This window comes from Kocuria sp. CPCC 205297, from assembly GCF_040981035.1.
GTDB classification, from domain to species: domain Bacteria; phylum Actinomycetota; class Actinomycetes; order Actinomycetales; family Micrococcaceae; genus Kocuria; species Kocuria marina.
Map to the genome: position 1 here is coordinate 67,967 of NZ_JAVKPY010000008.1, position 24,268 is coordinate 92,234.

Sequence of the window (24,268 nt, forward strand, 5' to 3'; positions counted from 1 at the left end):
TCACGCATCATCGGTCGAACCCTGTTCGAAGACGTGCCAGTCCTCCCCCGCGCGTGTCAAGACCCCCAAGTTGCGGAGTTCCCGCAGCCACCCCTCCATGGGGTCGAACCCCCACGTACGGCGGAAGAGGTTGGCGTTGCGGGCGATCGCCGCGGCGTGCTGGACGGGCGGTGACTGGGTCGGGTGGTACTGGTGGTACGCGGCGGCTCCGCCGAGCCACCACAGGCTCCCCCCGCTCGCGGCCAGGCGCTGACCGAAATCCGTGTCCTCGCCCCCGTAGCCCACGTAGCGCTCGTCGAATCCGGCCGCCGCGTGCCACGTCCGTACCGTGGTCGCCATCGTCAGCGACCACAGCATCCGGGGGTCGCCCTCGACCAGTTCCCCGGGCTCCGGCAGCACGCGGGCGGCGTGATCCCGTCCCGCGCGGGCGACGCCCTCGGGCGTGTAATCGGCCTCGGTCATCCCCTCCGGGAGGTACTGCACGCGCCCGCTCACCACGGCGCGCTGGTCTGCGAGCCGCTCGAGGGCGCGCGTGTAATCGGCCATCAGGTCACGGTGGGGAAGGCAGTCCACGTCCAGTAGCACCACGGTGTCCGCGCCCAGCTGCTCCGCGCGTGCCACGCCGGCATTGCGCGCGGCGGCCAACGGCAGTTCGACGGCAGGCGGCAGTTCCACGAGGTCGGTGGGCAGTTCCGGCCGTTGCTCGAGCACTCCGCGGATCCCGGGATCGCCCATGCTCACGACCACATGGGTGATCGGGGGTTCGCTCTGCGCGGCCACCCAGTCCCGTTGCCGCCGCAGGTGGGTGTGCCGTCCGCTCACGATCGTGATCAGGGCAGCGGCCGTCACGACGGGACCCCGTGCAGCAGGTCCTCGAGCGCGCGCGCCGCACGGTATGCGCCGTCGCCATGGCGCCACGCGTCCCAGCGGGAGCCGCCGAGTTGCCGGGCACGTGCGAGCAACCGGGGCCACGCGGCGGCGTCGGGCCAGTGCTGCAGGCCCACGCAGATTCCCGCGCGCTCGAGCGCGGCGGCCGTGGCGGCTTGCTCGTCGTGCGGTCGCGGCTGGGCGACGACGACGGCGCGCGAGTGCGCCGCGGACAGCTCCGCCACGGCGTTGTTGCCCCCGTGGGAGACGACGACGTCCGCCTCGTGCAGTTCGCGCCACAGGTCCGGGGAGGGGTTCTCCGGCGAGCGCACGGTCCACGACCACCCGGGGGTCGCCGCGCGAGCCGCCTCGATCTCGGTGTCCCCCACGTCGGTCCCGCCGCGGCCCCACACCACCAGGACGCGTTGGCCGCCGACGTCGCTCGCGCCGCTCCCGCTCGCACCTCGCGTCGCGGTGCGCGCACCGGGAGCTGGCTCGCCGGAAGAGTACGCGCCCGGAACGTGCTCGGCGGAGGAGCCCGGCACCCGCACGGGGACGTCGAAGCGGGAGATGGCCCCCGTGAACGTGGTCTTACGGGTCCATTCCTCGGGCCAATAGGTCTCCGCGGTCTCCCGGGACCACGGCGCGATCAGAGCGGTCGCGGCGTCGTACGCCGCACGGTGGGTGCGATCGGTGCGATCCCCCCGCATGGCCATGACCACGGTGGGCACACCCATCAGACGCGCGAGCAGAGTGACCTCCGCGGAGGTGTCCGTGACCATGAGTTCCACATCCGAGCGCAGGCGCTGCGCCATAAGACCCATGCGTTCCCGGTACCCGGGATGCTCGAGAGGCGCCCAGTGCAGCACGTCGTTGGCGGTGGGGTCCACGGGGTCCTGGGCGACGTCCGGGGGCAGCTGGACCCACTCGCCGGGCCACGCCTCCGGGCGCTCCAGGGAACTGAACCCCGTCACGGGCACCGTGAGTTCCCGGGCGATCTGGGTGGCCCGGTTGCGGTGGCCCAGACCCTGGTGGTGGATGTAGTACCCAATCACGCGCTCACCAGTTCCCGGTAGAGCGCGGCGTAGGCGTCCACGGTGACGTTGAGGGAACAGTGCTCGAGCGCGTAGTGGCGCACCCTGGTGCGGTCCAGGGCCACTACGCGGGGCAGCTCCGCGACCGCGGACGCCACCGTCTCCACCTCGCTCGCCCCGGGCTGGGACGTGTGCCCACCGGGATCGCGCACGATCTCGCTCAGGCCGCCGCGGGCCACCGCGAGCACGGGCGTGCCGCACGCCATGGCCTCCGCGGCCACGAGGCCGTAGGGCTCCTCCCATGCGGGCGTCACGAGGCTCGCGGCGCTATTGCCCACCAGGGTGCGCAGCTGCTGCGTGTCCAGGTGACCCACGTAGGTGATGTCCTCGTTGAGCAACGGCTTCAGCCGCGCCTCGAAGTAGTGCCGATCCGCGATGGGCCCGGCGATCCGCAGTTTCCACCCGGCCATGCTCGCGATCAGCGCCGCGATGTGCGGGGCCTTCTCCGGGACCACGCGCCCGGACCACACGAGGGCATCCCCGCCGGGTCCCGGTCGCCACTCGTGCGGGTCCACGCCGTTGCGGATCACGCGGGCGGGCGTGACCTTGCTCCACATCTGGGCCACCGAATCGCTCACGGCCACCGTGGGTGCCGTGGGCGTGAGACGCAGCGCGGGTTCGAGCCACGGGGTGGCCGGGGTGTGAAGGGTGGTCAACAGGGGTTGCGGGATGGCCGGGGACATCACGATGGGCAGGAAGTGCAGCGAATTGTTGTGCACCACGTCGATGTCCGGGCGGCGTGCGAAGTCCCGCATGACCTGCAGGTACGAGAAGGTCTCCCGCACCTGCGCCTCCGGTGGCATGGCGACGTCGTTGCGCGCCTCGTCGCTGAGCACGAGCGGTTCCACGTCCAGTTCCTCGACCCCGAGCTCGGGGTCGGAACCCGGCGCAGCGAAGACCACCACCTCCATCCCGCGGCACTTGAGCCCGCGGGCCAGGTGCCATGTGAAGGACTCGAGACCCCCGGAGAACGGCGGGGCGATCGGGAACCGGTCATGCGCGAGCAGTGCCACCTTCATGCGGCGTCCCCTTTCCCGGCCTCCCGGACCACGACGGCGCGGCGGTAGACCTCGGCGTGGGCTGCGGCGATGCGACGTCGTTGTTGGGTGCGTTCCAAGGCGCTCGCCTGCCAGGGCGCGTTCCCGCGCAGACCCGCGAGCGCTTCCCGGATCTGATCGGCGTCCGGCTGACCGTCCCGGTCCCAGTCGAAGCGCAGCACACCCGGATGCTGCTCGTGGTAGAACCCCACGGACGGCGCCAGGACATGGGTGCCCAGGTCGTAGCACAGTTCGAGCCACCCGGAATGGGTGCCGAAGCGGTACGCGAGCACCGAGAGATCGAGCCCGCGCAGGTACTCCCACAACTGCTCGTCGGTGTAGAACTCGTGGACGTTGACCTGAACGTTGAGTGTCCGACGCGCGGTCTCCAGTAGGTGACTCACCACGGGGTCGTGGTGCGGGGCGCCCCGGGTGACCACGTCTGTGTGGACGTCGAGCTGCAACCGGATCTCCCCGCGGGACGCGCATTCGAGCAGCACGCGCGCCACCGGCAGGGGGTTCATGTTCGCCCGCATGCTCTTGAAGTTGAGTCCCACCACGGGTACGGATCCCACGGGCGCGTGATCGCGCCACCGGTCTAGCGGGAGCAGGTGCGGGTGCGGGATGACCGTGGCCCGGCGGCCCCAGCGCCGCTCGATCACGCGTGCTGCGCCGTCGGTCAGGGTAATCAGTTCGTCGGCGGCCGGAATCAGCACGTCCAGGGCGGCGTCCTGGGCGGCGGGGTCCGTCTGGTGGGGGTTGCGCAGATCGTGCACCGTATAGACGAACGGTTTGCCCAGCTCGTGCAGGGTGTCCACGATCCGTCGCAGCTCCGCGGGTGAGGTCTGGTCGAACCCGAAGTGCAGGTGGTAGATGTCGAACTCGTGTGCGTGCCGCCGGATCCAGGCCTCGCTCAGCATCACGAGGGGCCACCACGGAGCTCCGGGGACCGGGTGTGCGGGCGCGGGGTCCGGCAACCGGTGGACGGGCTGCACGGCGCCGGGGTCACTGAGGTGCTCGACGTACACGTGACCGTGGGGTAGGGACGCGACCCTCACTCGATGTGACCTCCTGCGCAGAACTGACGTGAACGGATGGGACGCCCGCTGGCTGTGCGGACCGGGAACGGCGCGGGATCCGGTGCCTGAGCCGATTGTGTGCACGGCCCCCGGCGACGATACACACATTACTGATGGTCAGGGACACGATATATTGTCCTCCGTCCGCCCGCCCTCCGCGCGGCCGCGCGGCGTGGGTCCAGGGACCACGCCCACAGATGACGTCCACCCGTGAATCCCGAGGTGCTCTCCGCATGACCGTCCGTCCCATTGTGATCTCCGGTAACCCCGTGCTGCATCGCCCCGCGGCCCGGGTGACCAACTTCGACGACGCCCTGCGCGAGCTCGTGGCGGACATGCATGAGACCATGGACGCGTCCCACGGCGTGGGTCTGGCGGCGCCGCAGATCGGGGTGGGGCTGCGGATCTTCACCTACATCTTCGAGAACGAGGACGGTGTGCCCCCGCGCGGCACGCTCGTGAACCCCGTCCTGAGCACCGGGCGGATCTCCGAGACCGCCCCGGACCCGGACGACGAGGCCGAGGGATGCCTCTCGGTTCCCGGCCAGTCCTGGCCCCTCAAGCGGGCGGACTGGGTGCGGATCGCCGGGCAGGACGAGAACGGGGACCCCGTGGCGTTCGAGGCCAACGGTTGGTTCGCCCGGGTCATGCAGCACGAGTACGACCACCTGGACGGGAAGCTGTACGTGGACCGGCTCAACCGCAAGTGGTCCAAGAAGGCCCGCAAGGCCATCTCCGCGGAACAGTGGGGCAAGGATTCGACGTGGCTGCCCGGTGTGGACGAGGACCCGTTCGGGCACTGACCCGCTGAGGGGATCCCGCATCACGGACGCGCCGTGGCGGCAGGCCCCGTCTCAGCGCCCTCGTCGGGCGAGTCGGTTGCTGCCCGTGGCTCAGTGCGGCTTGGTTACTGCGGATCCACCACGATCGTGAGCGTGCCCGCCTTGCGGGTCGTGGGTTCGGTCAGTTCCACCGTGAACCTCTCGGCCAGCGCCGCGCTCACCTGCTCCACGGTGTCCAGCGGACGCCCCACTCCCCCGATCTCGCACAGCGCACGGGCCACGAGTCCCCGCGTGTGTTTGGCGTGGTGTGACACCACGGACCGGCTCCCGTCCGGCTTGAGCTGCTCGACCCGTACCGTGACGGTCCGCGCGGCGGGAGGTTTCCACGCCGCGGCGTAGGCCGCCGAGCGACAGTCCACGATCACGCCGTCGGCGGCGAGCGCGTTCAGCACCGGGGTCAATCGCGGTTTCCACCACGCACCGAGCTTGCCGGTGTCCGGTAGCGCGGTCCCCATACTCAGGCGGTAGGCGGGGATGCGGTCGGTGGGTCGCACCGCGCCCCACAGTGCTGAGATCACGAGCAGCGACGCATCGGCGACCTCGCGGGCCTCGGGGGCGAGGGAGCTGACATCCAGCGCCTCGTAGAGCACCCCCGCATAGACGTCGGGGGCGGGCGCGGCAGGTGCAGTCGCGAGTTCACGGTTGCGGGCGACGTCGTCCGCGAGCGACGGCCCCACGCCCAGGATCTCTAGGGCGTCCGGGCGTTCGCTGACCTCGGCGAGGTGCTCTGCCAACATTGCACGATCACGTGAGAGCTCGGGGAAGCTGAGTTCGGCGGGCATGACGGGATTCCCGGTCGCGGGCGCGGTCTTGGACTCGGAGGGAGGCAGCAGAATCAGCACCCCACGAGTGTAGAGGGACAGGTGGGCCTGTGAGCCGGGTTCTGTGCCGCGGGCGGTTACCCTCACCGCGGTGACGACCATCCATCTAGACCGTGCGTTGCCGCACGGCTCGAGCAGCCTACCCGGACGCTCGGGCGAGCAGCCCTCGAACGCGCCCTGCATGGCCTTGCTCCGGACGGGGTTTACCGAGCCGCGCCGGTCACCCGGCGCGCTGGTGGTCTCTTACACCACCTTTTCACCCTGACCCGCTCGCGGCGGGCGGTCTGTTTTCTGTGGCACTGTCCTGCGGGTTACCCCGAGTGGGTGTTACCCACCGTCCTGCTCTGCGGAGCCCGGACTTTCCTCGAGACGCCGTCCCTCACGACGACGCCGCGCGGTCGCCCGGCCCACCTGTCCACCGTCGATCCTACCGCGCCGCCGGGCCACCCGACGCTCAACGCCTGGCACCCCTGGCGCGGGGCACCCGAGTCAATGCGAGCGGCCGATGATGAGCGGGCCGCGCAGTTCAGGACCGGACGCATGCAAGCCCGGGCTCACACTAGGAGCAGCGCGGAACACTCGGGGCACTGGGGCACGGTCTGCGGCGGAGTATTCGTCAGCGCCGCGGCGTCGGCGGGGCTCAACCGGGTGCCGCACGCCCCGCACGTTCCGTTCTCGAAGCGTGCGACGGCGATCCGGCCTCCCCCGCGGGCGGTGCGCAGGCCGTCGTAGCGGCTCAGCAGGGCGGGATCAGTGAACTCCGATACACGCGTGGAGCGCTCCGCGGTCAGCCGCGCGTGCTCCTCCTTGAGCCGGGACAGCTCCGCGTCCCGCTCGGCCACCGCCGCGCGGGCCTCAGCGTCCGCGCGGCGCAACAGGGGCAGCTTCCGGTCCCGGTCCGCGGTGACCTCCTCGGCGTGGTTCATGGCCTGCAACTGCGCGTCCTCGGCCCGTCCGCACTGCGCGGTGAGGGTGTCGATCTCGTGCTGGATGCCCATGAGGTCCTTGGCGGAGCCGCCGTGGTTGAGCCGCTCGGTGTCCTTGTCGATCCGGTCCTGGATCCGGGTGACCTCCCGCTCCGCCTCGGCCACCGCCCGCTCGGCCTCCTGCTGGGCGGTCTCGAGGGCGCGGGCCGCCGCGATCGCCTGCGTCCGCCGGGCCATGAGGGAAGCCACCCGCTCGGAGGTCTGTAACTCCTTGGCCCGGGCCATCACGGTGAGCAATCGGGAGTCCACGGACTGGAGTTCCAACAGGGCGGGAAGGGCCGAGCGGGGTGAGGTCATGGCGTTCTCCTGGGGTGCGGCTGGTTGAGTGCGGTGGTGGGTCCGCGTGTGCTTCAGGTCCCGGGCGTGTCGATCCGGAAGTCCCACGGATCGGTGCGCAGCGAGCTGACGGAGGTCTCCACGGCGAATCCCCGCCGCTCGAGTTCGTGCCGCAGGTCCTCGGCGGCCCACGGCAACCACAGGGCCTCGCTCGCGGAGTGGGCGGCGTCGATCAGCGCAGGGGTGCCCGATCCCCCGGGGCCCAGGGCGGCTTCCCGCGCTTCGGAGGCCGGGTGGTGGCGCAGGTCCGCGGTCACGAACACGTCCGCCCCGTGGGCCCGGACCTCGTCGAAGAGGGAGTCCCCGGAGCCCCCGCACACCGCCACGGTGCTCACGGGTCGCTCGGGATCGCCGGCCACGCGCAGGCCCTGCGCCGTGGGCGGGATCCGCTGCGCGAGTCGGCCCGCGAGTTCGCGCAACGTCACCGGCGTGGTCAGGGTCCCCACCCGACCCAGCCCCACGCGGGGGTCCGTGTCGTGCGGGACGAGCGGAGCGGCGTCGTCGGGAGAGACACCGCACGCCGCGATCAGGGCGTCCGACACGCCCCGGCGCGCGGAGTCCGCGTTCGTGTGGCAACACAGCAGGGCGCAGCGGTTCTCGATGAGGTCGTGGATCACACGGCCCTTGAAGAGGTGCGCGGCCACCGAGGTGACCCCGCGCAGCAGCAGCGGGTGGTGGGTCAGCAACAGGTCCGCGCCCCTGGAGACGGCCTCGTCCACGACGGCGGCCACGGGATCCACGGCGAAGAGGATCCGCCGGATCGGCTGCTCCGCCCGCCCCGTGACGAGCCCGGACGCGTCCCAGTCCTCCTGCAACGGGAAGGGCCACAGAGTGTCCGCGGCGGCGAGCACGTCCTCGAGCGTGGGCGGGGCGTCGGACGGGCGTTCGGTGCTCATGGCCTCATCCTAGGAGTTCGCGCTGGGCGAGCGGCGGGAATCTTCTGGCGCGTCACGCGTTGTACTGGGCATGACTTCATCGACACCGCAGACGTTCGTGCTGGCCGGTGGCTGCTTCTGGTGCCTGGACGCCGTCTACCGCAGGGTGCGCGGCGTGCAGGGGGTGCGCAGTGTGTACACGGGAGGGCACACGGACCACCCCGACTACGAGTCCGTGTGCTCGGGCACCACGGGCCACGCCGAGGCCGTGGAGGTCACGTTCGATCCCTCCGTGGTTCCCGCCGACGTGATTCTGGACCTGTTCTTCACGGGCCACGACCCCACCACGCTCAACCGCCAGGGCTACGACGTGGGCACGCAGTACCGCTCCGCCATGTTCCCCGCCGACGACGAGCAACGGCACCTCTTCGAGGCCGCGATCTCCCGGGCGCAGACCCTGTTCGACGATCCCGTGGTGACCACCATCGAGCCGCTCGGGCCCGTGCACGAGGCAGAGGACTTCCACCAGGACTTCTACGGGAACCAACCATTCAACGGCTACTGCCAAGTGATCATCAACCCCAAGCTCGCGAAGGTGCGCCAACATTACGCCGTGTGGCTGAACGACTGAGCCGCCACCCGGGCCACCGATACGCTGGAGAAGACTCTGTGCGGGGACCGGCACGTGTGCCATGCCCCGCGGACCGACTGAACAGGAGACATGTCATGGGCAAGATCTACAACGACGTCACCGAGGTCGTGGGAGGCACTCCCCTCGTCCGCCTGAACCACCTGGACAAGGACCTCCCCGGCAACGTGGCCGTGAAGCTCGAGTTCTACAACCCCGCCAACTCCGTGAAGGACCGGATCGGCAAGGCCATCGTGGATGCCGCCGAGGCCTCCGGCCAGCTCAAGCCCGGTGGGACGATCGTGGAGGGCACCTCCGGTAACACGGGCATCGCCCTGGCCATGGTGGGTGCTGCCCGCGGGTACAAGGTCATTCTGACCATGCCCGAGACCATGTCCACCGAGCGCCGGGTCATGCTGCGCGCCTACGGTGCGGAGATCGTGCTGACCCCGGGTGCCGACGGCATGCGCGGCGCCGTGGACAAGGCCCAGGAGATCGTGGACTCCTCGGACAACGCGATCCTCGCGAGCCAGTTCGCCAACCCCGCCAACCCCCAGGTGCATTACGAGACCACGGGTCCCGAGATCTGGAACGACTCCGACGGCGCCGTGGACGTCTTCGTGGCCGGTATCGGCACGGGCGGGACCATCTCCGGCGCGGGCAAGTACCTGCGCGAGCAGAAGCCGGACATCCGGCTCGTGGCCGTGGAGCCCTCCGACTCCCCGCTGCTGACCGAGGGCAAGGCCGGCCCCCACAAGATCCAGGGTCTCGGCGCGAACTTCGTCCCGGACGTGCTCGACCGTGAGATCTACGACGACGTCTACGACGTCACCGTGGAGAACTCCGTGAAGTACGCCCGCGAGCTCGGCACCCAGGAAGGCATCCTGGGCGGCATCTCCTCGGGCGCCATCGTGTGGGCCGCCCTGCAAGAGGCCGCCAAGGAGGAGAACCGGGACAAGCTCATCGTCGCCGTGGTGTGCGATTTCGGTGAGCGCTACATCTCCACGATCCTGTACGAAGACATCCGGGGCTGATCCACTCGACCCGACCGTGCGGGTGTCCGGGATGCGCACCACAAGTGAGGCGCACCCCGGGCACCCGTTCTTCACGGCGGGCGGCCCACCCCGGCACACCACGGAAGAGGAAACACACGTGAGCTTCTGGCGCAGACTCAACGAGGACCTCGACACGGCTCGGACGCACGACCCCGCGGCGCGGTCCAACCTGGAGATCGCTCTGAACTACTCGGGGCTGCACGCCATTTGGGCCCACAGGTTGTCCCACCGGTTGTGGCGTAACCCGGACCGTCGGTTGCTGGCGCGCACCGTGTCCCAGCTCGCCCGCTGGGCCACGGGCGTGGAGATCCACCCGGGCGCCACGATCGGTCGGCGCTTCTTCATCGACCATGGCATGGGTGTGGTGATCGGTGAGACCGCGGAGATCGGTGACGACGTGATGATCTACCACGGCGTGACCCTCGGTGGTCGCTCCTTGGAACCCGTCAAGCGTCACCCCACGATCCAGGACCGCGTGACCATCGGTGCCGGTGCCAAGATCCTGGGTCCCCTGACCGTGGGCCATGATTCCTCCGTGGGCGCCAACGCCGTGGTGGTCAAGGACGTCCCCGAGGACTCGATCGTGACCGGCATCCCCGGCAAGGTGCGCCAGCGCACCCCGGAGAAGCAGGAACCGCTCGTGGACCCCGCAACCTACATCGATCCCGCGATGTGGATCTGAAGCTGACTACCTGACGAGTTCGACGAGAACGGGCCGGGTCCCCACGTGGGGGCCCGGCCCGTTCTCGCTACCACCCCCCTGTCTCGGGAGCGGTCGACGGTTCACGTGCTCAGGACACGACCTCGGAGCGGTCCCCGCTCCACAGCACGTGGAAGCTGGAGTCCGGGTCGTCGATGCGCTTGTACGTGTGGGCACCGAAGTAGTCCCGCAGGCCCTGGGTCAGGGCGGCGTTCAGCCGCGGGCGGCGCAGAGCGTCGTAGTACGCGAGCGCGGAGGAGAACACCGGGGCGGGGATGCCGCGTTCGACGGCGCGTGCCACCACGCGGCGCCACGACGGCAGTGCGTCCTCGATGGACGTGATGAATTCGGGCGCGAACAGCAGGTTCAACGGGGCCTTGTCCCCCTGGTAGGCAGCCATGATCACGTTGAGCAGTTCGGCGCGGATGATGCAGCCGTTGCGCCATAGGCTCGCGATGGTCGCGAGGTCCAGCTGCCAACCGTACTCCCGCCCCGCCATGGTGAGCATGTCCAGGCCCTGCGCGTAGGACACGAGCTTGGACGCGTACAGCGCCTTGCGCACGTCCTCCACGAACCCGGGGTCCTTCACGACGTCCTCGGTGGTGTCCCCGATGCCGGCGGGCAGCACCTCTTGGGCCTCCTTGCGCATCACGGGCTCGGAAGATGACAGGGCGCGGGCGAACACCGACTCGGCGATCGCGGTGACCGGGGAGCCCAGTTCCAGGGCTTCCTGCACGGTCCAGCGGCCGGTGCCCTTCTGACCCGCGGCGTCCGCGACGACGTCGATGAAGGGCTTGCCCGTCCGGGAGTCCACCTGACGCAGCACCTGCGCGGTGATCTCGATGAGGTAGGAGGACAGCTCGGTGGTGTTCCATTCCTCGAACACGTCCGCCTGCTCGGCGGGCTCCAGTCCGGCCACGGAACGCAGCAGCTCGTGCGCCTCACCGATGACCTGCATGTCCGCGTACTCGATGCCGTTGTGCACCATTTTCACGAAGTGACCCGCGCCGTCAGTGCCGATCCACGCGCAGCACGGAGCGCCGTCGTCCGCCTTGGCGGAGATGTCTTCGAGCATGGGGCCCAGGCTCTTGTAGGACTCCTCGGAACCACCCGGCATGATGGACGGGCCGTTGAGGGCGCCCTCCTCACCGCCGGAGACACCCACGCCCACGAAGTGCAGGCCCTTCTCTGCGCACTCGCGCTCACGACGCCGCGTGTCCTGGAAGTAGGAGTTGCCGCCGTCGATGATGATGTCGCCCTCGTCCAGCAGCGGGGTCAGCTGCTCGATCACGGAATCCACGGGCGCGCCCGCCTTGACCATGATCAGCACGCGGCGCGGCTTCTCGAGGGAATCGACGAGCTCCTCCATGGTCTCGGTGGGGATGAAGTTCCCCTCGGAACCGTGCTCCTCCATGAGGGCCGTGGTCTTGCCCTCGGAACGGTTGTGCAGGGCCACGGTGTACCCGTGGTGCGCGAAGTTGCGGGCCAGGTTGGCGCCCATCACGGCCAGGCCGGTGACGCCGATGTGAGCTTTCTTTTCTGCTGCCATGGTCCCTAGCCTACGCATCTGCCCTGCGGGGTTGCAGCGATTGCCGCATGTTCCCCCGGACACGCTCGGACATGCAGAAATCCCCGGGACTTGAGTCCCGGGGATTTCTCGAAGTGGTGGAGACCGACGGAATCGAACCGCCGTATCTGTCACGCCCGAAAGCGATCTAGCGCACCAGCGTCCCCTCAAGCAAAACACGTCACCGAGCGCGTTTGCATCATTAGCTTAACGCATCGTGACCGCGCGGTGTCAAACGCGACGCCGAACGGGGAACCTCTCGTGGTCAACATCACACACGGACTCGTGCATCGTGTTGGGTCCCGCCGTGACCTGCGGGTAGGCTGATCCGCAATCGGGTGCTGGCAGCTGGTCCAGTCGTGCCCACCCGATCCCGGGCCTTTAGCTCAGCTGGTAGAGCGCCACGTTTACACCGTGGATGTCATCGGTTCGATCCCGGTAGGGCCCACCACACGTACGACGAACGGACGTCAAGTCCGCCGCGCCGGGGTCGCGGCATGGCCCCGGCCTATCTCCTAGGTCGAGCGATGCAGGTCTACTGAGACGGTGGGGACTCTCAGAGCGCATCGTGGACGGCGTCGTCGACACGAGTATTAACGGCACGTCCCTGAGCCCCGTGGCCGCATTGATCGCTGGCAGCATCGAACTCGCACAGGTGCGCAAGGCGCATCTCAGGGCGATCTCCGCGGGACCCGGAGGGAACCTTCCGGTCCCTCACGCCACGGGCGGGCGCCACATCCCGATCGCGGGGACCGTCCCGCGGGACGGCACCGGTCCCCGGGAGATGAAGCCGAAACGCGAGTAGAAGGGCACGAGGTCCAGCGTGGAGGCCTCCAGGTACGCCCCAGTGTGCTCGCGGTCGATGTGGGCGAGCCGTTCGTTGAGCAGCATGCTCCCCACGCCCGTCCGCTGCAGATCGGGCAGGGTGCCCACGGCCTTGAGGTACCAGTGCGGGGTGGCTGGATGCTGGCGATGGGCCAGGAACTCGGTCGCAAAGGCATCCGGGAGGCGATCACGGAACACCCGCGCGTAGGCCAGCAGACCCGGAAGCATCCGAGGGATCGAGACCTTGCTCCCGGGGGCCTCCCACAGGGCCACGCCCAACGGTCGCTCCTCACCCCGCCGCTCGGCGAGATACGCGTGGCCGCCCGCCTGCAGGGTCTCCCGCACGATGCGTTCCCACAGGACGGTCAGGGACCCGATCACGTCACCGGGCGGGAGCAGACCCACCACGTGGGGGTCCACCGAGAACGCCCGGGCCAGGGTCGCGGCGGCGCGCTGTGTGTCCGCGGCGGCCGCGGGGAGGATGTCGATCTGCTGCGCGGCGTCGTGGTCGGCGCCCTGAGTCGTATGCACAACCAGAGAGTAACAGCACGCCCCTAAGAGCGGGCCGGGTGCCGAACCCGTCCATGACGTGCTCGTTCACCCGGCAGGCAAAGGACGTGCGACGATCAGAGAAGTCGCGGCTGCGTGGGCGTCTCCGCCGGTTTCTTGGCCCGGCGACGCCGCGTCGGAGCGGCCTTCTTCGGTGCGGTGTCGTCCTCGGGGGCCTCCGCGGCAGTGTCCTCCGACGCCGCGTCCGTGCCCTGGGCGGGGCGCCGGCCCGAGCGACGTCGTACGCCACCGTTGGTTCCCGGACCCGCAGCGGGAGGAACGAGGGTCTGCTGACCCGCGAGCTCCGCCTGCTGATCGCGCAGCACGTTGATCGCGCGCTCAAAGTCCTCGAGGTCGTCGAACGCCTGGTACACGGACGCGAACCGCAGGTAGGCCACGACGTCCAGGCGGCGCAGGGGCGGGAGGATGGACAGGCCCACGTCGTGCGCCTCGACCTCCGCACTGCCCGAGGCGCGGATGGATTCCTCGACCTCCTGGGCGAGCATCGCGAGGTCGTCCTCGCTGACGGGGCGACCCTGACATGCCTTGCGCACGCCGTTGACGATCTTCTGGCGGTCGAACGGTTCGGTCACCCCCGAGCGCTTGATCACCGAGATGGTCGTGGTCTCGAGCGTGGAGAAGCGTCGGCCGCACTCGGTGCACCGGCGGCGTCGGCGGATGGATGTGCCGTCGTCCGAGGTGCGCGAATCCACCACCTTGGAGTCGTTGTGCCGGCAGAACGGGCAGTGCACGGCTCAGCCTTCCCGGCCCGGTGCGGCGGCCTCGGAGCGGATCGTGACGGCGCGAGCATGCGCGGGCAGGTCCTCGGTGTCCGCGAGCGCCACGATGTCGTCCTTGAGCTGCGCGAGCGCCTTCTTGCTGTACTCGATGACCTGCACGGCCTTCATGAACGACGCCGCCTGCAGTCCCGAGTTGAACACCGCGGTCCCGCCCGTGGGCAGCACGTGGTTGGAACCGGCGGCGTAGTCCCCGAGGGGCACGGGACTGTACGGGCCCACGAAGATCGCACCGGCGTTGCGCACTCGCGCGGCCACCGCGGCGGCGTCCCGCGTGTGGATTTCGAGGTGTTCGGCGGCGTACGCGTCCGCAACCGCCACGGACTGGTCGAGGTCGTTCGTGAGCACGACCCCGGACTGGGGTCCGCCCAGTGCCGTGGCGATCCGCTCACGGTGTTTGGCGGCGGGCACCTGGACTGCGAGCTGCTCCTCGACCGCCCGGGCCAGGTCCTCGGAATCGGTGATCAGCACGGACCCCGCAGCGGGATCGTGTTCGGCCTGCGAGATGAGGTCCGCGGCCACGAACCTCGGATCCGCGGAGTCGTCGGCGAGCACCGCGATCTCGGTGGTGCCGGCCTCGGCGTCCACACCCACCACGGAGCGCAACTGCCGCTTGGCCATGGCCACGAAGATGTTGCCCGGGCCGGTCACGGTGTTGACGGGTTCCAGGACGTCCTCACCATCGGTGATCCCGTAGGCCAAGGCGGCGAGCGACTGCGCGCCGCCTACGGCCCACACCTCGTCCACACCGAGCAGACCGGCCGCGGCCAGGATCACGGGGTGGGGCAGTCCGTCGAAGTCCTTCTGGGGCGGCGAGCACAGCACCACGGATTCCACGCCCGCGGCCTGGGCCGGCACGACGTTCATGACGACCGAGGACGGGTACACGGCCAACCCACCGGGGATGTAGAGCCCTGCGCGACGCACCGGGGTCCACCTGTGGCGCAGGACGGCACCGGGGGCGACCTCCACGCTCACGTCCTGCGGTCGCTGCGCCCGGGCGAAGGCGCGCGTGCGCTCGATCGCGGACTCCAGTCCGTGGCGCACCGCGGGGTCGAGTTCGGCCACCGCGCGCTCGATCTGCTCGGGCGCCACCCTGATCCGATGCTGGTCCACGCCGTCGAACGTGAGGGCGAGATCCCGCAGCGCCTGCGCGCCACGGGAGCGCACGTCCTCGATGATCGAGCGGACGCTGTCCTCCGCCTCAGCGACCGACGACGCCGCTTGGCGCGGCACCGCGGCACGCAGCTCGTTCCAGTCCAGGTGCCGTCCCCGCAGGTCGATGACCCGCAGGTGGGAACCGGTGGTCGCCGGGGATGCGGATTCAAGGCTGTACTCACTCACCCGCCCAGTCTACAATCGCGCCCCGCGCGGACCGCTCGGGCAACACCCGCACACGGCTAGAACCCACGCACCGTGCATGCCGAGGTCACGCAGCGTCAAGTCCGACGCCGCGCGGCGGCCCGGGCAGCGTGGCGCAACTACCCGTGCGGCGTCGAACCGCGGCCCGTTCGACGCCGCCCGTTCACGAGCGCCCGGTGACGCGCCCGGCGCCGCGTCGTCACGCCTCGAGGCAGGCCGGGCCCAGGAGGACCTTGAGGTCACCGAACAGGGCCGGCGACGGGTTGACCCGGTACTCGGGGCCCAGGCGCATGACCTGGACGCTGCGATGCGTGTCCAAGTGGATCCGCACCTCCGAGTCCCCCTTGTGATTGCGCAGCACCTCCCCGATCCGGCGGATCACGGCCTCCGTGGCCCGGTGCTCGGGCAGGGCCACGCACACGGGTCCCGAGGAACCATCCACGCTCAACTCGGGCACCGTGAGTTCCTGGGCGGAGATGGAGATGGAACCGTCGTCGCGGCGCTGCATACGGCCCTTGATCACGCAGATCAGGTCCTCGGCAAGGACCCCGGCGATGGGCGCATATGCCTTGCCGAAGAACATGATCTCGATGGATCCCGAGCGGTCCTCCAGCTCGACGCGCGCGTACGCGTTGCCGGACGACTTCGCGATCCTGCGGGACAGGGACGTGATCATCCCACCCACGGTAATCACCGCACCGTCGGGACGGGTGTTCTCCTCGGTGAGCAGCGAGGCGATCGCGGTGTCCGTGTATTGGCCCAGGGCGTCGTCGAGCCCGCGCAGGGGATGGTCGGAGACGTAGAGACCGAGCATCTCGCGCTCGAACGCCAGCAGGTCCTTGCGCTCCCACTCGGGGACCTCCGGGACCTCCACGGAGAATGTCTCCTGCTCGGCGTCGTCGGCGCCGCCCATCGCGAAGATGTCGAACGTGAACTCGCCGTTGTCCTCCTTCTTCTTCTGCGCGACGACGTCCTCCACGGCTTGCTCGTGGCACATCACCAGGCTGCGGCGCGTGTGACCCAGCTGGTCGAACGCACCGGCCTTGATCATGGACTCGATGGTGCGCTTGTTGCACACCACGGCCGGGACCTTGGCCAAGAAATCGGTGAAGGACGTGAACTTGCCCTGCTCGGTGCGCGCGTCCACCATGGCCTGCACCACGTTGGACCCCACGTTGCGCACCGCGCCCATGCCGAAGCGGATGTCGGTGCCCACCGGGGTGAAGTTCAGTTCGGACTCGTTGACGTCCGGGGGCAGCACCGTGATCCCCATGTGGCGGCACTCGGTCAGGTACATGGCGAGCTTGTCCTTGTCGTCACCGACCGAGGTGAGCAGCGCGGCCATGTACTCGGCCGGGTAGTGCGCCTTGAGGTACGCCGTCCAGTAGGACACGAGCCCGTAGGCCGCGGAGTGTGCTTTGTTGAACGCGTAGTCCGAGAACGGCAGCAGGATGTCCCACAGCGCCTTGATCGCGTCCTCGGAGTACCCGCGGTCGATCATTCCCTGGTGGAAGCCCTGGTACTGCTTGTCCAGCTCCGCCTTCTTCTTCTTGCCCATGGCGCGGCGGAGGATGTCCGCCTGACCCAGGGAGTAGCCGGCCACCTTCTGGGCGATCGCCATGACCTGCTCCTGGTACACGATCAACCCGTACGTGGTGCCCAGGATCTCCGACAGCGGTTCCGCGAGCTCCGGGTGGATCGGCGTGATCTCCTGCGCGCCGTTCTTGCGCAGCGCGTAGTTGGTGTGCGAGTTCGCACCCATGGGCCCGGGGCGGTACAGCGCGATGGTCGCGGAGATGTCCTCGAAGTTGTCGGGGCGCATCAGTTTGAGCAGCTGACGCATGGGCCCGCCATCCAACTGGAACACCCCGAGGGTGTCACCGCGCGCGAGCAAGTCGTAGGAACCGGCGTCGTCGATCGGCAGGTGCTCGAGGTCCAGGACGAACCCGTCCCGGTTGAGCGTGATGTTCTCGAGGGCATCCGAGATGATCGTGAGGTTGCGCAACCCCAGGAAGTCCATCTTGATCAGCCCCAGCCCCTCGCACGTGGGGTAGTCGAACTGGGTGATGACCTGCCCGTCCTGCTCGCGGCGCATCAACGGGATGATGTCGATCAGCGGGTCCGAGGACATGATCACACCGGCCGCGTGCACACCCCACTGGCGCTTGAGCCCCTCGAGGCCCTGGGCGGTCTCGAAGACCTTCATGGACTCGGGGTCGTCCGCGAGGATCTCGCGCAGCTCCCCCGCCTCGTCGTAGCGCTTGGCGTCCTGGTCGTAGACGTCCTGCAGGGAAATGCCCTTGCCCATGACGTCCGGCGGCATGGCCTTGGTCAACCGCTCCCCCATGGAGAAAGGGTAGCCCAGCACGCGGGAGGAGTCCTTGAGCGCCTGCTTGGCCTTGATGGTGCCGTACGTGACGATCATGGCCACGCGCTCGTCGCCGTACTTCTCGGTCACGTAGTGGATGACCTCGGAGCGGCGGCGATCATCGAAGTCGACGTCGAAGTCGGGCATGGACACGCGGTCCGGGTTGAGGAAGCGCTCGAAGATCAGCCCGTGCTGCAACGGGTTGAGCTCGGTGATGCGCATGGCGTACGCGACCATGGACCCCGCACCGGAACCACGGCCCGGACCCACGCGGATCCCGTTGTCCTTGGACCAGTTGATGAAGTCCGCGACCACCAGAAAGTAACCGGGGAAGCCCATCTGGATGATGATCTTCTTCTCGTACTCGGCCTGCTCGCGGACGTCGTCCGGGATGCCCCCGGGGAAGCGGTAGTGCAGCCCTTTCTCGACCTCCTTGATGAACCACGAGGTCTCGTCCTCGCCCTCCGGGGTGGGGAAACGCGGCATGTAGTTCGCGGAGGTGTCGAAGTCCACCTCGCAGCGCTCGGCGATCTCCAGGGTGTTGTCGCACGCCTCCGGGAAGTCCCGGAAGAGCTCGCGCATCTGTTCCGGGGACTTGAGGTAGAACTCGTCCGCGTCGAACTTGAACCGCTTGGGGTCCTGCAACGTGGAACCGGACTGCACGCACAGCAACGCGGCATGGGATTTGGCGTCCTCCGCGTGCGTGTAGTGCAGGTCGTTGGTGGCCACGAGCGGCAGGTTGAGCTCTTTGGCGAGCTTGAGCAGGTCCTGCGTGACCCGCTTCTCGATCCCGAGCCCGTGGTCCATGAGTTCGCAGTAGAAGTTCTCTGCGCCGAAGATGTCCCGGAACTCGGCGGCCGCCTGCACGGCCTGGTCGTACTGACCCAACCGCAAGCGGGTCTGCACCTCACCGGACGGGCAGCCCGTGGTGGCGATCAGACCCTTGCCGTACTGGTTGAGCAGTTCACGGTCCATACGCGGCTTGTACAGCTGACCCTCGAGCGACGCCTTGGTGGACGCGCGGAACAGGTTCTGCATGCCCTCGCTCGTCTGCGCGAGCAGGGTCATGTGGGTGTAGGCACCGGCGCCCGAGACGTCGTCGCGCCCGCCGTCCGCGAACTTCACGCGGGAACGGTCCTGCCGCGCGGTGCCCGGGGTCAGATAGGCCTCCACACCGATGATCGGCTTGATCCCCGCGGCGCGCGCCTTGTTCCAGAAGTCGAACGCCCCGAAGACGAAGCCGTGGTCCGTGGTGGCCAGGGAGTCCATGCCCAACCGGTGGCATTCCTCGAAGAGGTCGGTCAGGCGCGCGGCACCGTCCAACATGGAGTACTCGGTGTGCACGTGGAGATGGGTGAAGCCTTTTTTGCCGGTCGCCGAAGTCACCGCCCCAGTCTAGGACCCCGCACCGACCCGCTGAGGGTGGACGCGGTGGAGATCTGTCACAGCTGCGGGCCGCCCTCCCGCAGCGTCTCCACGGCATAGGCGAGATCCGCGGGATAGGGGCTCGTGTACTCCACGTCCTCCCCCGTGTCGGGGCTCGTGAACCCGAGCCGCGTGGCGTGCAACCACTGCCGCGTGAGCCCCAGCCCCGCGGACAGCGCGGGATCCGCCCCGTACGTGAGATCCCCGCAGCACGGGTGCTGCAGGGCGTTGAAGTGCACGCGGATCTGGTGGGTGCGCCCGGTCTCCAGGTGCACCTCCACGAGGGACGCCCGCCCGAAGGCCTCGAGCACCTCGTAATGGGTCACGGAACGGCGACCGTCCTGCAGCACCGCGAAGCGCCACTCGTGTCCGGGGTGCCGCCCGATCGGGGCGTCGATGGTTCCCTTGAGCGGATCCGGGATGCCCTGGACCACCGTGTGGTAGACCTTGGTGACCGTGCGCTCCTTGAAGGCGCGCTTGAGCACCGTGTAGGCGTTCTCGTCGCGGGCGACGACCATGAGCCCGGAGGTCCCCACGTCCAGGCGGTGCACGATCCCCTGCCGCTCGGGAGCCCCCGAGGTCGCAATCGTGATCCCGGCCCCGGCCAGCGCCCCGGCCACGGTGGGTCCCTTCCACCCGGGCGAGGGGTGCGCGGCAACCCCTGCGGGTTTGTCGATCACCACGTACCCCGGGTTCACGTGCACGAGGCGCAGATCCGGAACGTGCTGCGCGGCGATGCGGTGGGGGTCCTCGGGCACCGGGACCTGGACTGTGTAGGTCTCGGCCGCACCCACCCTGTGGGACTTGGGCGCGGGCCGCCCCCGGAAGCTCACCCGCTCCTCGGCGCACAACTGTGCCGCTGCCGAACGGGACAAACCCGTCCAGGTGGCCACGGCGGCGTCGAGCCGGGAACCTTCTTGCTCGGCCGTGGCCGTGAACCGCTCGCTCACGTACTCGGGTTCGGAGCCGGTGGGGCGGGTGTGCTCAACGGCCACGGGGCACCTCCATCTGGCGATTGGTCATGATCAGCACGAGGATCAGCACCACGCCCACGACCACCCCGCAATCGGCCACGTTGAAGATCGCGAAGCGGGGCACCGCGATGAAGTCCACCACGTGTCCGTGCGCGAAGGAGGGCTCCCGGAACAACCGGTCGGTGAGGTTGCCCGCGGCACCGCCCAGGACCAGTCCCAGGGCGAGCGCCCACAGCGGGTCCCGCACCCGGCGCAGGTTCCACAGGATCGCAACGATCACCACGGCCATCACGATCGTGAAGACCCACGTGAAGTTGGAACCGAGGGAGAACGCCGCGCCGCTGTTGCGGATGTGTTCCCACCACAGCAGGCCGGAGATCACGGGGTACTGCCGGCCGATCGGGAGGTTCTCCACGACCCACAGCTTGCTGAGCTGGTCCGCCGCGTACCACGCCGCGGCCACGAGCAGGGAGATGACGAGGCAGCGGCGGCCCACCCGGGAGGTCCCGGGGGCCGCCGCCGCGTCAGGGGTGTGTTCCGTCACCGGTGCTTACTTGGTGCCCGTGCGTTTGGTGGTCGCGGAGACGGGAGCGTCAGCGGGCTCGAGCGATCCGGTGTTGGCGAGATCGTTCAGCTGGGCGTTGAGGAAGCTCTTGAGGTTGCCGCGGTAGTCCTCCTCGAAGCTGCGCAGCTGCGCCACGGAGGCCTCGAGGTCCACTTTCTCGCGCTCAAGCGAGGACAGGGTCTCCTCCTTGGTGCGCTTGCCGTCCGCCACGAGCTGGTCCGCTTGGGTGCGGCCCTCGGTGATCAGGCGCTCACGCTCGGCCTGGCCCTGCGAGACGTAGTCGTCGTGCAGCTTCTGCGCCATGGCGAGCACCGCGGCCGCGGACTCGGCGGACTCGGTGGTCGGGACGTTCTGCGTCGCAGCAGGCTGGGCGGCGGCCGACGACGTCGTGCCCGCGCTCGGAGCGACCGTCGCGGCGGTGCTCGTGGACTGCTCGTCTGTCACGCGCACGGGCTCGGACACGGTGGTCGTCTCGGAGGACTCGGTCACCGAGGCGGCCGGAGTCGCCGTGGTCTCCTGGACGTCCTCGGTGGACTGCGAGACCGCGGAGGTCTCCACGGCGAACTCCTCGGGACGCCCACCCAGGGTCTCGACCTGCTTGCGCAGGGCGTCGTTCTCCTGGTTGAGGCGACGCAGCTCCACGACGATCTCGTCGAGGAAGTCGTCCACCTCGTCCTGGTCGTAGCCCTCACGGAACTTGGTGGGTTGGAAGCGCTTGTTGATGACGTCTTCGGGTGTCAAAGCCATGAGATGTCCTCACTCCTCTAGATGAATTGAACCGCTCGGATGGTGACCGTGCCCGGTGGTGACTGCCGCCGTTGCGCGGTGAATTCTGGCCCAGGATACAGCCGCGTGGCCGCGCCCGGGGCACGGACCGCTCAGCCGCGCAGCAGGAAACCGGCCAGGATGGCCTGCAGGATGCTGACGGCGAAGACCAGGATCAGGAACCCCAGGTCCAGCGCCACCCCGCCGAAGCGCAGCGGCGGCACGAGCCGGCGCAGCGCCTTCATAGGGGGATCGGTCAACGAGTAGATCGTGGACGCCGCCACGAGCGCCATACCCTTGGGACGCCAACCGCGCGCGAACATCTGTACCCAGTCCAGCACGAGGCGGCCCAGCAGGGCGATGTAGAGCACGTGGACCACGAGGTAGACGATCGACAGCACCAGGCCCATGCTCAGCCCTCGACCCGCTGGACCGCACCGGTATCCTCGTCGATCTCGTCCGAGTGGCCCTGGTCCAGGACCTCCACGAAGGACGGGGTCAGCAGGAACACCTTGGCGGTGACCCGTTCGATGGACCCGTGCAGGGCGAAGACCAGCCCCGCGGCGAAGTCCACGAGACGCTTGGCCTCGGCCTCACCCATGTCGGAGACGTTCATGATCACCGGTGTGCCGTCCCGGAACGCCTCACCGATGGATTTGGCGTCGTTGTACGACCGGGGGTGCACAGTGGTGATGGTGCGCAATTCGTTGTCGTCCTCTCGGGAACTGGGAGCCCGCTTGATGGGGGTCACGGGGGCTCGGTACTCGGGGGACCGGCGGGCCATGGAGGTGCTGCCGGTCTCGCTCACCGCAGTCGTGGAACCGCTCGAGGCGTGCTGGGGGGTCTCCCGAGGGCGGGGGGTTTCTTCGGAGTGGTACTCGTCGTCGCTCTCGGCCAGCCCGAGATAGACCATGGTGCGACGCAGCGCTCCGGCCATATTCTCTCCTCAATCACAGAACGGACCGACTCAGGTCGGCCCGCATGTCGTCCGTCCTTACGCTACCGCACGGCGGGCCGCGGCCCGAGAACATCCGAACCGATCCGCACGTGCGTGGCCCCCGCGGCCACGGCTGCTTCGAGGTCTGCGCTCATGCCCGCGGAGATCGCCCGCGCGTCCGGGAATTCCCGCTGCACATCCTGGGAGAGCTTCCACAATGTCTCGAAGGCCTCACGGGGTTCGGCGCCCAACGGGGCCACCGCCATTACACCGCCCACGCGCAACCCCTCGGTCCCCTCGAGCGTCCGCGCGAGCTCCAGGACGGTGTCCGGGTGCGCTCCCCCGCGGTGACCGTCCGGCTCGGCAACCGGGTCCAGGTTGACCTGCACGAGACACGGCAGATCGGCGTCGTCGCACGGGGCGGGCCGCGCGTCCCCCGCGAGGGCCGCGTTGCGGTGCGAACGCACCGCCTTGCCGAGCGCGGTGACGAGCGAAGGTCGGTCCACGGAATGCACCCAGGACGCGTACTTGACCACGTGCTTGGCCTTGTTGGACTGCAACTGCCCCACGAAGTGCCACGCGGGAGGGCTCACGGGAGGCTCCTGTCGGGCGAGGGTCTCAGCGACCTCCGCGGCCTTGGGCCCGGCCTCCTGGTCCTTGTTCTCCCCCACCGCACGCACGCCCAGTTCCCGCAGGCGCAGGACGTCCTGGGCGGGGAAGAACTTGGTCACGACCACGAGCGAAGGCAGCTCGCCCCCGCGGGCGCGCTCGGGCGCGCGGTCCTCGGCCGCGCGCAGGATCCGTTGGCGCACCGCGGACAACCGCTGCGCGAGTTCCGCGGTGCGACCCGCGTCCTGCGGATCAGTGGTGTCCATTATGCGGTGCCCCTCCCGTTGCGGGCCCACACGAGCCCGGCCAGTCGTTGCGCTGTGGTGTCCCGGCGGTACGAGTACAGCGCGGGGTGCTCGAGCGTGCACCACGTCGTGCGGTCGGTGCTCGCGGTCGCCACGGTCACGCCCCGCTCGCGCAGCAGCGCGTCCGCGGCACTCGGCAGGTCCAGGCCGGGAGTTCCCCACGCGGTGGTGGTCGCGATTCCGGGCAGCGCCGCCTCGGCCGCCTCGGCCATCTTCGCGGGTACCTCGTAGCAGTCCCCGCACACCGCGGGGCCGATCCACGCGGTGATCCCGGTGGCACCGCGGTCCTCGAGCGCGCCGAGGGTGTGCTGCAGGACCCCGTCCAACAGACCCTTGCGGCCCGCGTGGGCCACCGCGAGGACCGGCGCCGCGGCGTCGTCGTCCGTGCGGCCCACGAAGACCACGGGAAGGCAGTCCGCCGTGAGGATCCCCAGGGGCGTGCCGTCCGTACTCACGGCCGCGTCCGCCTCGGGGGCCTGTTCGGGCACGTCGGTGCCCGTGGCGTCATGCACGGTGGTGCCGTGCACCTGGTGCACGAAATGCACACCGCGAGCGCCGGGGCCCAGTTCGCGTTCCAGCGTATGACGCCGCTGCCGCACCACCGCGGGGTCGTCGCCCGTGTGGGTGGCCAAATTGCCCTCGGTCGCGTCCGTGAATGCGATGCCCACGCCGTGGTGTTCACTGCGGAACCACATGCCGTTCTCCTTCCACTGCCGTGCCCCGCGCGGGCGCGGGACGTCGACGGGGTGGTCACCTCAGTGGTAACCACCCCGTGCTGCACCCCGATCGGTGTTTGCGCTGCAGGGCGTTCACACTGCAGGGTGCTCGAGCGGACCCGTGCCGCCCGTGCGGGCACCGGCCCCGATATCAGTCCCCCGGAACGATGCACACCGCTGAACT

22 protein-coding genes, 2 tRNA genes, 1 other RNA gene and 1 pseudogene are annotated in these 24,268 nt (G+C 69.3%); 5 read left to right on the plus strand and 21 right to left on the minus strand.

Features of this window, described 5'->3' with window-relative positions; all coding sequences use genetic code 11:
* The 4 genes from RF650_RS08995 to RF650_RS09010 are packed head-to-tail and all read right to left on the minus strand — an operon-like array spanning position 1 to position 4,185.
* Positions 1 to 849, minus strand: a complete 849-nt coding sequence (locus RF650_RS08995; protein ID WP_239320247.1) for a glycosyltransferase family 2 protein — start codon at positions 847 to 849, stop codon at positions 1 to 3.
* A complete protein-coding gene (locus RF650_RS09000; RefSeq protein ID WP_131333075.1) occupies positions 846 to 1,922 on the minus strand; it encodes a glycosyltransferase in 1,077 nt (358 codons plus the stop codon). Before RF650_RS09000 ends, RF650_RS08995 begins: the two co-directional genes overlap by 4 nt.
* Positions 1,919 to 2,980 (minus strand): glycosyltransferase, encoded by a 1,062-nt coding sequence (locus RF650_RS09005; RefSeq protein WP_131333076.1) that lies wholly within the window; start codon positions 2,978 to 2,980, stop codon positions 1,919 to 1,921. Before RF650_RS09005 ends, RF650_RS09000 begins: the two co-directional genes overlap by 4 nt.
* Entirely contained in the window at positions 2,977 to 4,185 is a 1,209-nt protein-coding gene (locus RF650_RS09010) for a glycosyltransferase (RefSeq protein WP_131333077.1), read from the minus strand. The genes RF650_RS09005 and RF650_RS09010 overlap by 4 nt, the downstream gene beginning before the upstream one ends.
* Positions 4,186 to 4,310: 125 nt before the next feature.
* Here RF650_RS09010 and def point away from each other — a divergent pair, with 125 nt between their 5' ends.
* On the plus strand, positions 4,311 to 4,880 hold the full coding sequence (gene def, locus RF650_RS09015) for a peptide deformylase (RefSeq protein WP_131333078.1): 570 nt from the start codon (positions 4,311 to 4,313) through the stop codon (positions 4,878 to 4,880).
* A gap of 104 nt (positions 4,881 to 4,984) precedes the next feature.
* On the opposite strand, the gene RF650_RS09020 is transcribed toward def, so the two are convergent.
* The 4 genes from RF650_RS09020 to RF650_RS09035 form a co-directional block, all read right to left on the minus strand.
* Positions 4,985 to 5,761: a YaaA family protein gene (locus RF650_RS09020; RefSeq protein ID WP_131333079.1), complete on the minus strand. Its 777-nt coding sequence runs from the start codon at positions 5,759 to 5,761 to the stop codon at positions 4,985 to 4,987.
* Between the two features lie 14 nt (positions 5,762 to 5,775).
* Positions 5,776 to 6,154, minus strand: an RNA gene (gene rnpB, locus RF650_RS09025) — RNase P RNA component class A.
* A gap of 140 nt (positions 6,155 to 6,294) precedes the next feature.
* A complete protein-coding gene (locus RF650_RS09030; protein WP_368814713.1) occupies positions 6,295 to 7,023 on the minus strand; it encodes a zinc ribbon domain-containing protein in 729 nt (242 codons plus the stop codon).
* Between the two features lie 53 nt (positions 7,024 to 7,076).
* Positions 7,077 to 7,958, minus strand: coding sequence for a Nif3-like dinuclear metal center hexameric protein (locus tag RF650_RS09035; protein WP_368814714.1), 882 nt, complete (start codon positions 7,956 to 7,958; stop codon positions 7,077 to 7,079).
* Between the two features lie 70 nt (positions 7,959 to 8,028).
* Here RF650_RS09035 and msrA point away from each other — a divergent pair, with 70 nt between their 5' ends.
* The 3 genes from msrA (at position 8,029) to epsC (ending at position 10,302) form a co-directional block, all read left to right on the plus strand.
* Positions 8,029 to 8,568: a peptide-methionine (S)-S-oxide reductase MsrA gene (msrA, locus tag RF650_RS09040; protein ID WP_035962271.1), complete on the plus strand. Its 540-nt coding sequence runs from the start codon at positions 8,029 to 8,031 to the stop codon at positions 8,566 to 8,568.
* Positions 8,569 to 8,663: 95 nt separating this feature from the next.
* On the plus strand, positions 8,664 to 9,599 hold the full coding sequence (gene cysK, locus RF650_RS09045) for a cysteine synthase A (protein WP_035961305.1): 936 nt from the start codon (positions 8,664 to 8,666) through the stop codon (positions 9,597 to 9,599).
* A gap of 118 nt (positions 9,600 to 9,717) precedes the next feature.
* Entirely contained in the window at positions 9,718 to 10,302 is a 585-nt protein-coding gene (epsC, locus tag RF650_RS09050) for a serine O-acetyltransferase EpsC (RefSeq protein WP_131333083.1), read from the plus strand.
* 109 nt (positions 10,303 to 10,411) lie between these two features.
* Here the strand turns inward: epsC and gndA are convergent, their stop codons facing one another.
* Both gndA and RF650_RS09060 read right to left on the minus strand, forming a co-directional pair.
* Positions 10,412 to 11,869, minus strand: coding sequence for an NADP-dependent phosphogluconate dehydrogenase (gene gndA / locus RF650_RS09055; protein WP_368814715.1), 1,458 nt, complete (start codon positions 11,867 to 11,869; stop codon positions 10,412 to 10,414).
* A 114-nt stretch (positions 11,870 to 11,983) separates the two neighbouring features.
* Positions 11,984 to 12,054 (minus strand) — tRNA-OTHER (locus RF650_RS09060).
* A gap of 208 nt (positions 12,055 to 12,262) precedes the next feature.
* On the opposite strand from RF650_RS09060, the gene RF650_RS09065 reads away from it, so the two are divergent.
* Positions 12,263 to 12,338, plus strand: a tRNA-Val gene (locus RF650_RS09065).
* A 263-nt stretch (positions 12,339 to 12,601) separates the two neighbouring features.
* Here the strand turns inward: RF650_RS09065 and RF650_RS09070 are convergent.
* The 11 genes and pseudogenes from RF650_RS09070 to RF650_RS09120 all read right to left on the minus strand — a co-directional run bounded on the left by RF650_RS09070 (position 12,602) and on the right by RF650_RS09120 (position 24,063).
* Positions 12,602 to 13,243, minus strand: a complete 642-nt coding sequence (locus tag RF650_RS09070; protein ID WP_131333085.1) for a GNAT family N-acetyltransferase — start codon at positions 13,241 to 13,243, stop codon at positions 12,602 to 12,604.
* 329 nt (positions 13,244 to 13,572) lie between these two features.
* A pseudogene (gene nrdR / locus RF650_RS09075) lies at positions 13,573 to 14,013 on the minus strand (transcriptional regulator NrdR); the annotation flags it as partial.
* A gap of 3 nt (positions 14,014 to 14,016) precedes the next feature.
* Positions 14,017 to 15,402, minus strand: a complete 1,386-nt coding sequence (hisD, locus tag RF650_RS09080) for a histidinol dehydrogenase (protein ID WP_368814716.1) — start codon at positions 15,400 to 15,402, stop codon at positions 14,017 to 14,019.
* 217 nt (positions 15,403 to 15,619) lie between these two features.
* Positions 15,620 to 19,174 (minus strand): DNA polymerase III subunit alpha, encoded by a 3,555-nt coding sequence (gene dnaE / locus RF650_RS09085; protein WP_085105924.1) that lies wholly within the window; start codon positions 19,172 to 19,174, stop codon positions 15,620 to 15,622.
* Between the two features lie 56 nt (positions 19,175 to 19,230).
* Entirely contained in the window at positions 19,231 to 20,208 is a 978-nt protein-coding gene (locus tag RF650_RS09090) for an RluA family pseudouridine synthase (RefSeq protein WP_368814717.1), read from the minus strand.
* On the minus strand, positions 20,198 to 20,683 hold the full coding sequence (gene lspA / locus RF650_RS09095; protein ID WP_368814772.1) for a signal peptidase II: 486 nt from the start codon (positions 20,681 to 20,683) through the stop codon (positions 20,198 to 20,200). The genes RF650_RS09090 and lspA overlap by 11 nt, the downstream gene beginning before the upstream one ends.
* Positions 20,684 to 20,737: 54 nt before the next feature.
* The gene (locus RF650_RS09100) at positions 20,738 to 21,499 is read right to left on the minus strand and encodes a DivIVA domain-containing protein (RefSeq protein WP_368814718.1); all 762 of its coding nucleotides are present in this window, start codon (positions 21,497 to 21,499) and stop codon (positions 20,738 to 20,740) included.
* Positions 21,500 to 21,630: 131 nt separating this feature from the next.
* Positions 21,631 to 21,927, minus strand: coding sequence for a YggT family protein (locus RF650_RS09105; protein WP_368814719.1), 297 nt, complete (start codon positions 21,925 to 21,927; stop codon positions 21,631 to 21,633).
* A 2-nt stretch (positions 21,928 to 21,929) separates the two neighbouring features.
* Complete coding sequence (locus tag RF650_RS09110) at positions 21,930 to 22,454, minus strand: cell division protein SepF (RefSeq protein ID WP_312919735.1); 525 nt, start codon at positions 22,452 to 22,454, stop codon at positions 21,930 to 21,932.
* A gap of 62 nt (positions 22,455 to 22,516) precedes the next feature.
* Positions 22,517 to 23,329, minus strand: a complete 813-nt coding sequence (locus RF650_RS09115; protein WP_368814720.1) for a YggS family pyridoxal phosphate-dependent enzyme — start codon at positions 23,327 to 23,329, stop codon at positions 22,517 to 22,519.
* Positions 23,329 to 24,063, minus strand: coding sequence for a polyphenol oxidase family protein (locus RF650_RS09120; RefSeq protein WP_368814721.1), 735 nt, complete (start codon positions 24,061 to 24,063; stop codon positions 23,329 to 23,331). Before RF650_RS09120 ends, RF650_RS09115 begins: the two co-directional genes overlap by 1 nt.
* Positions 24,064 to 24,268 lie beyond the last annotated feature (205 nt).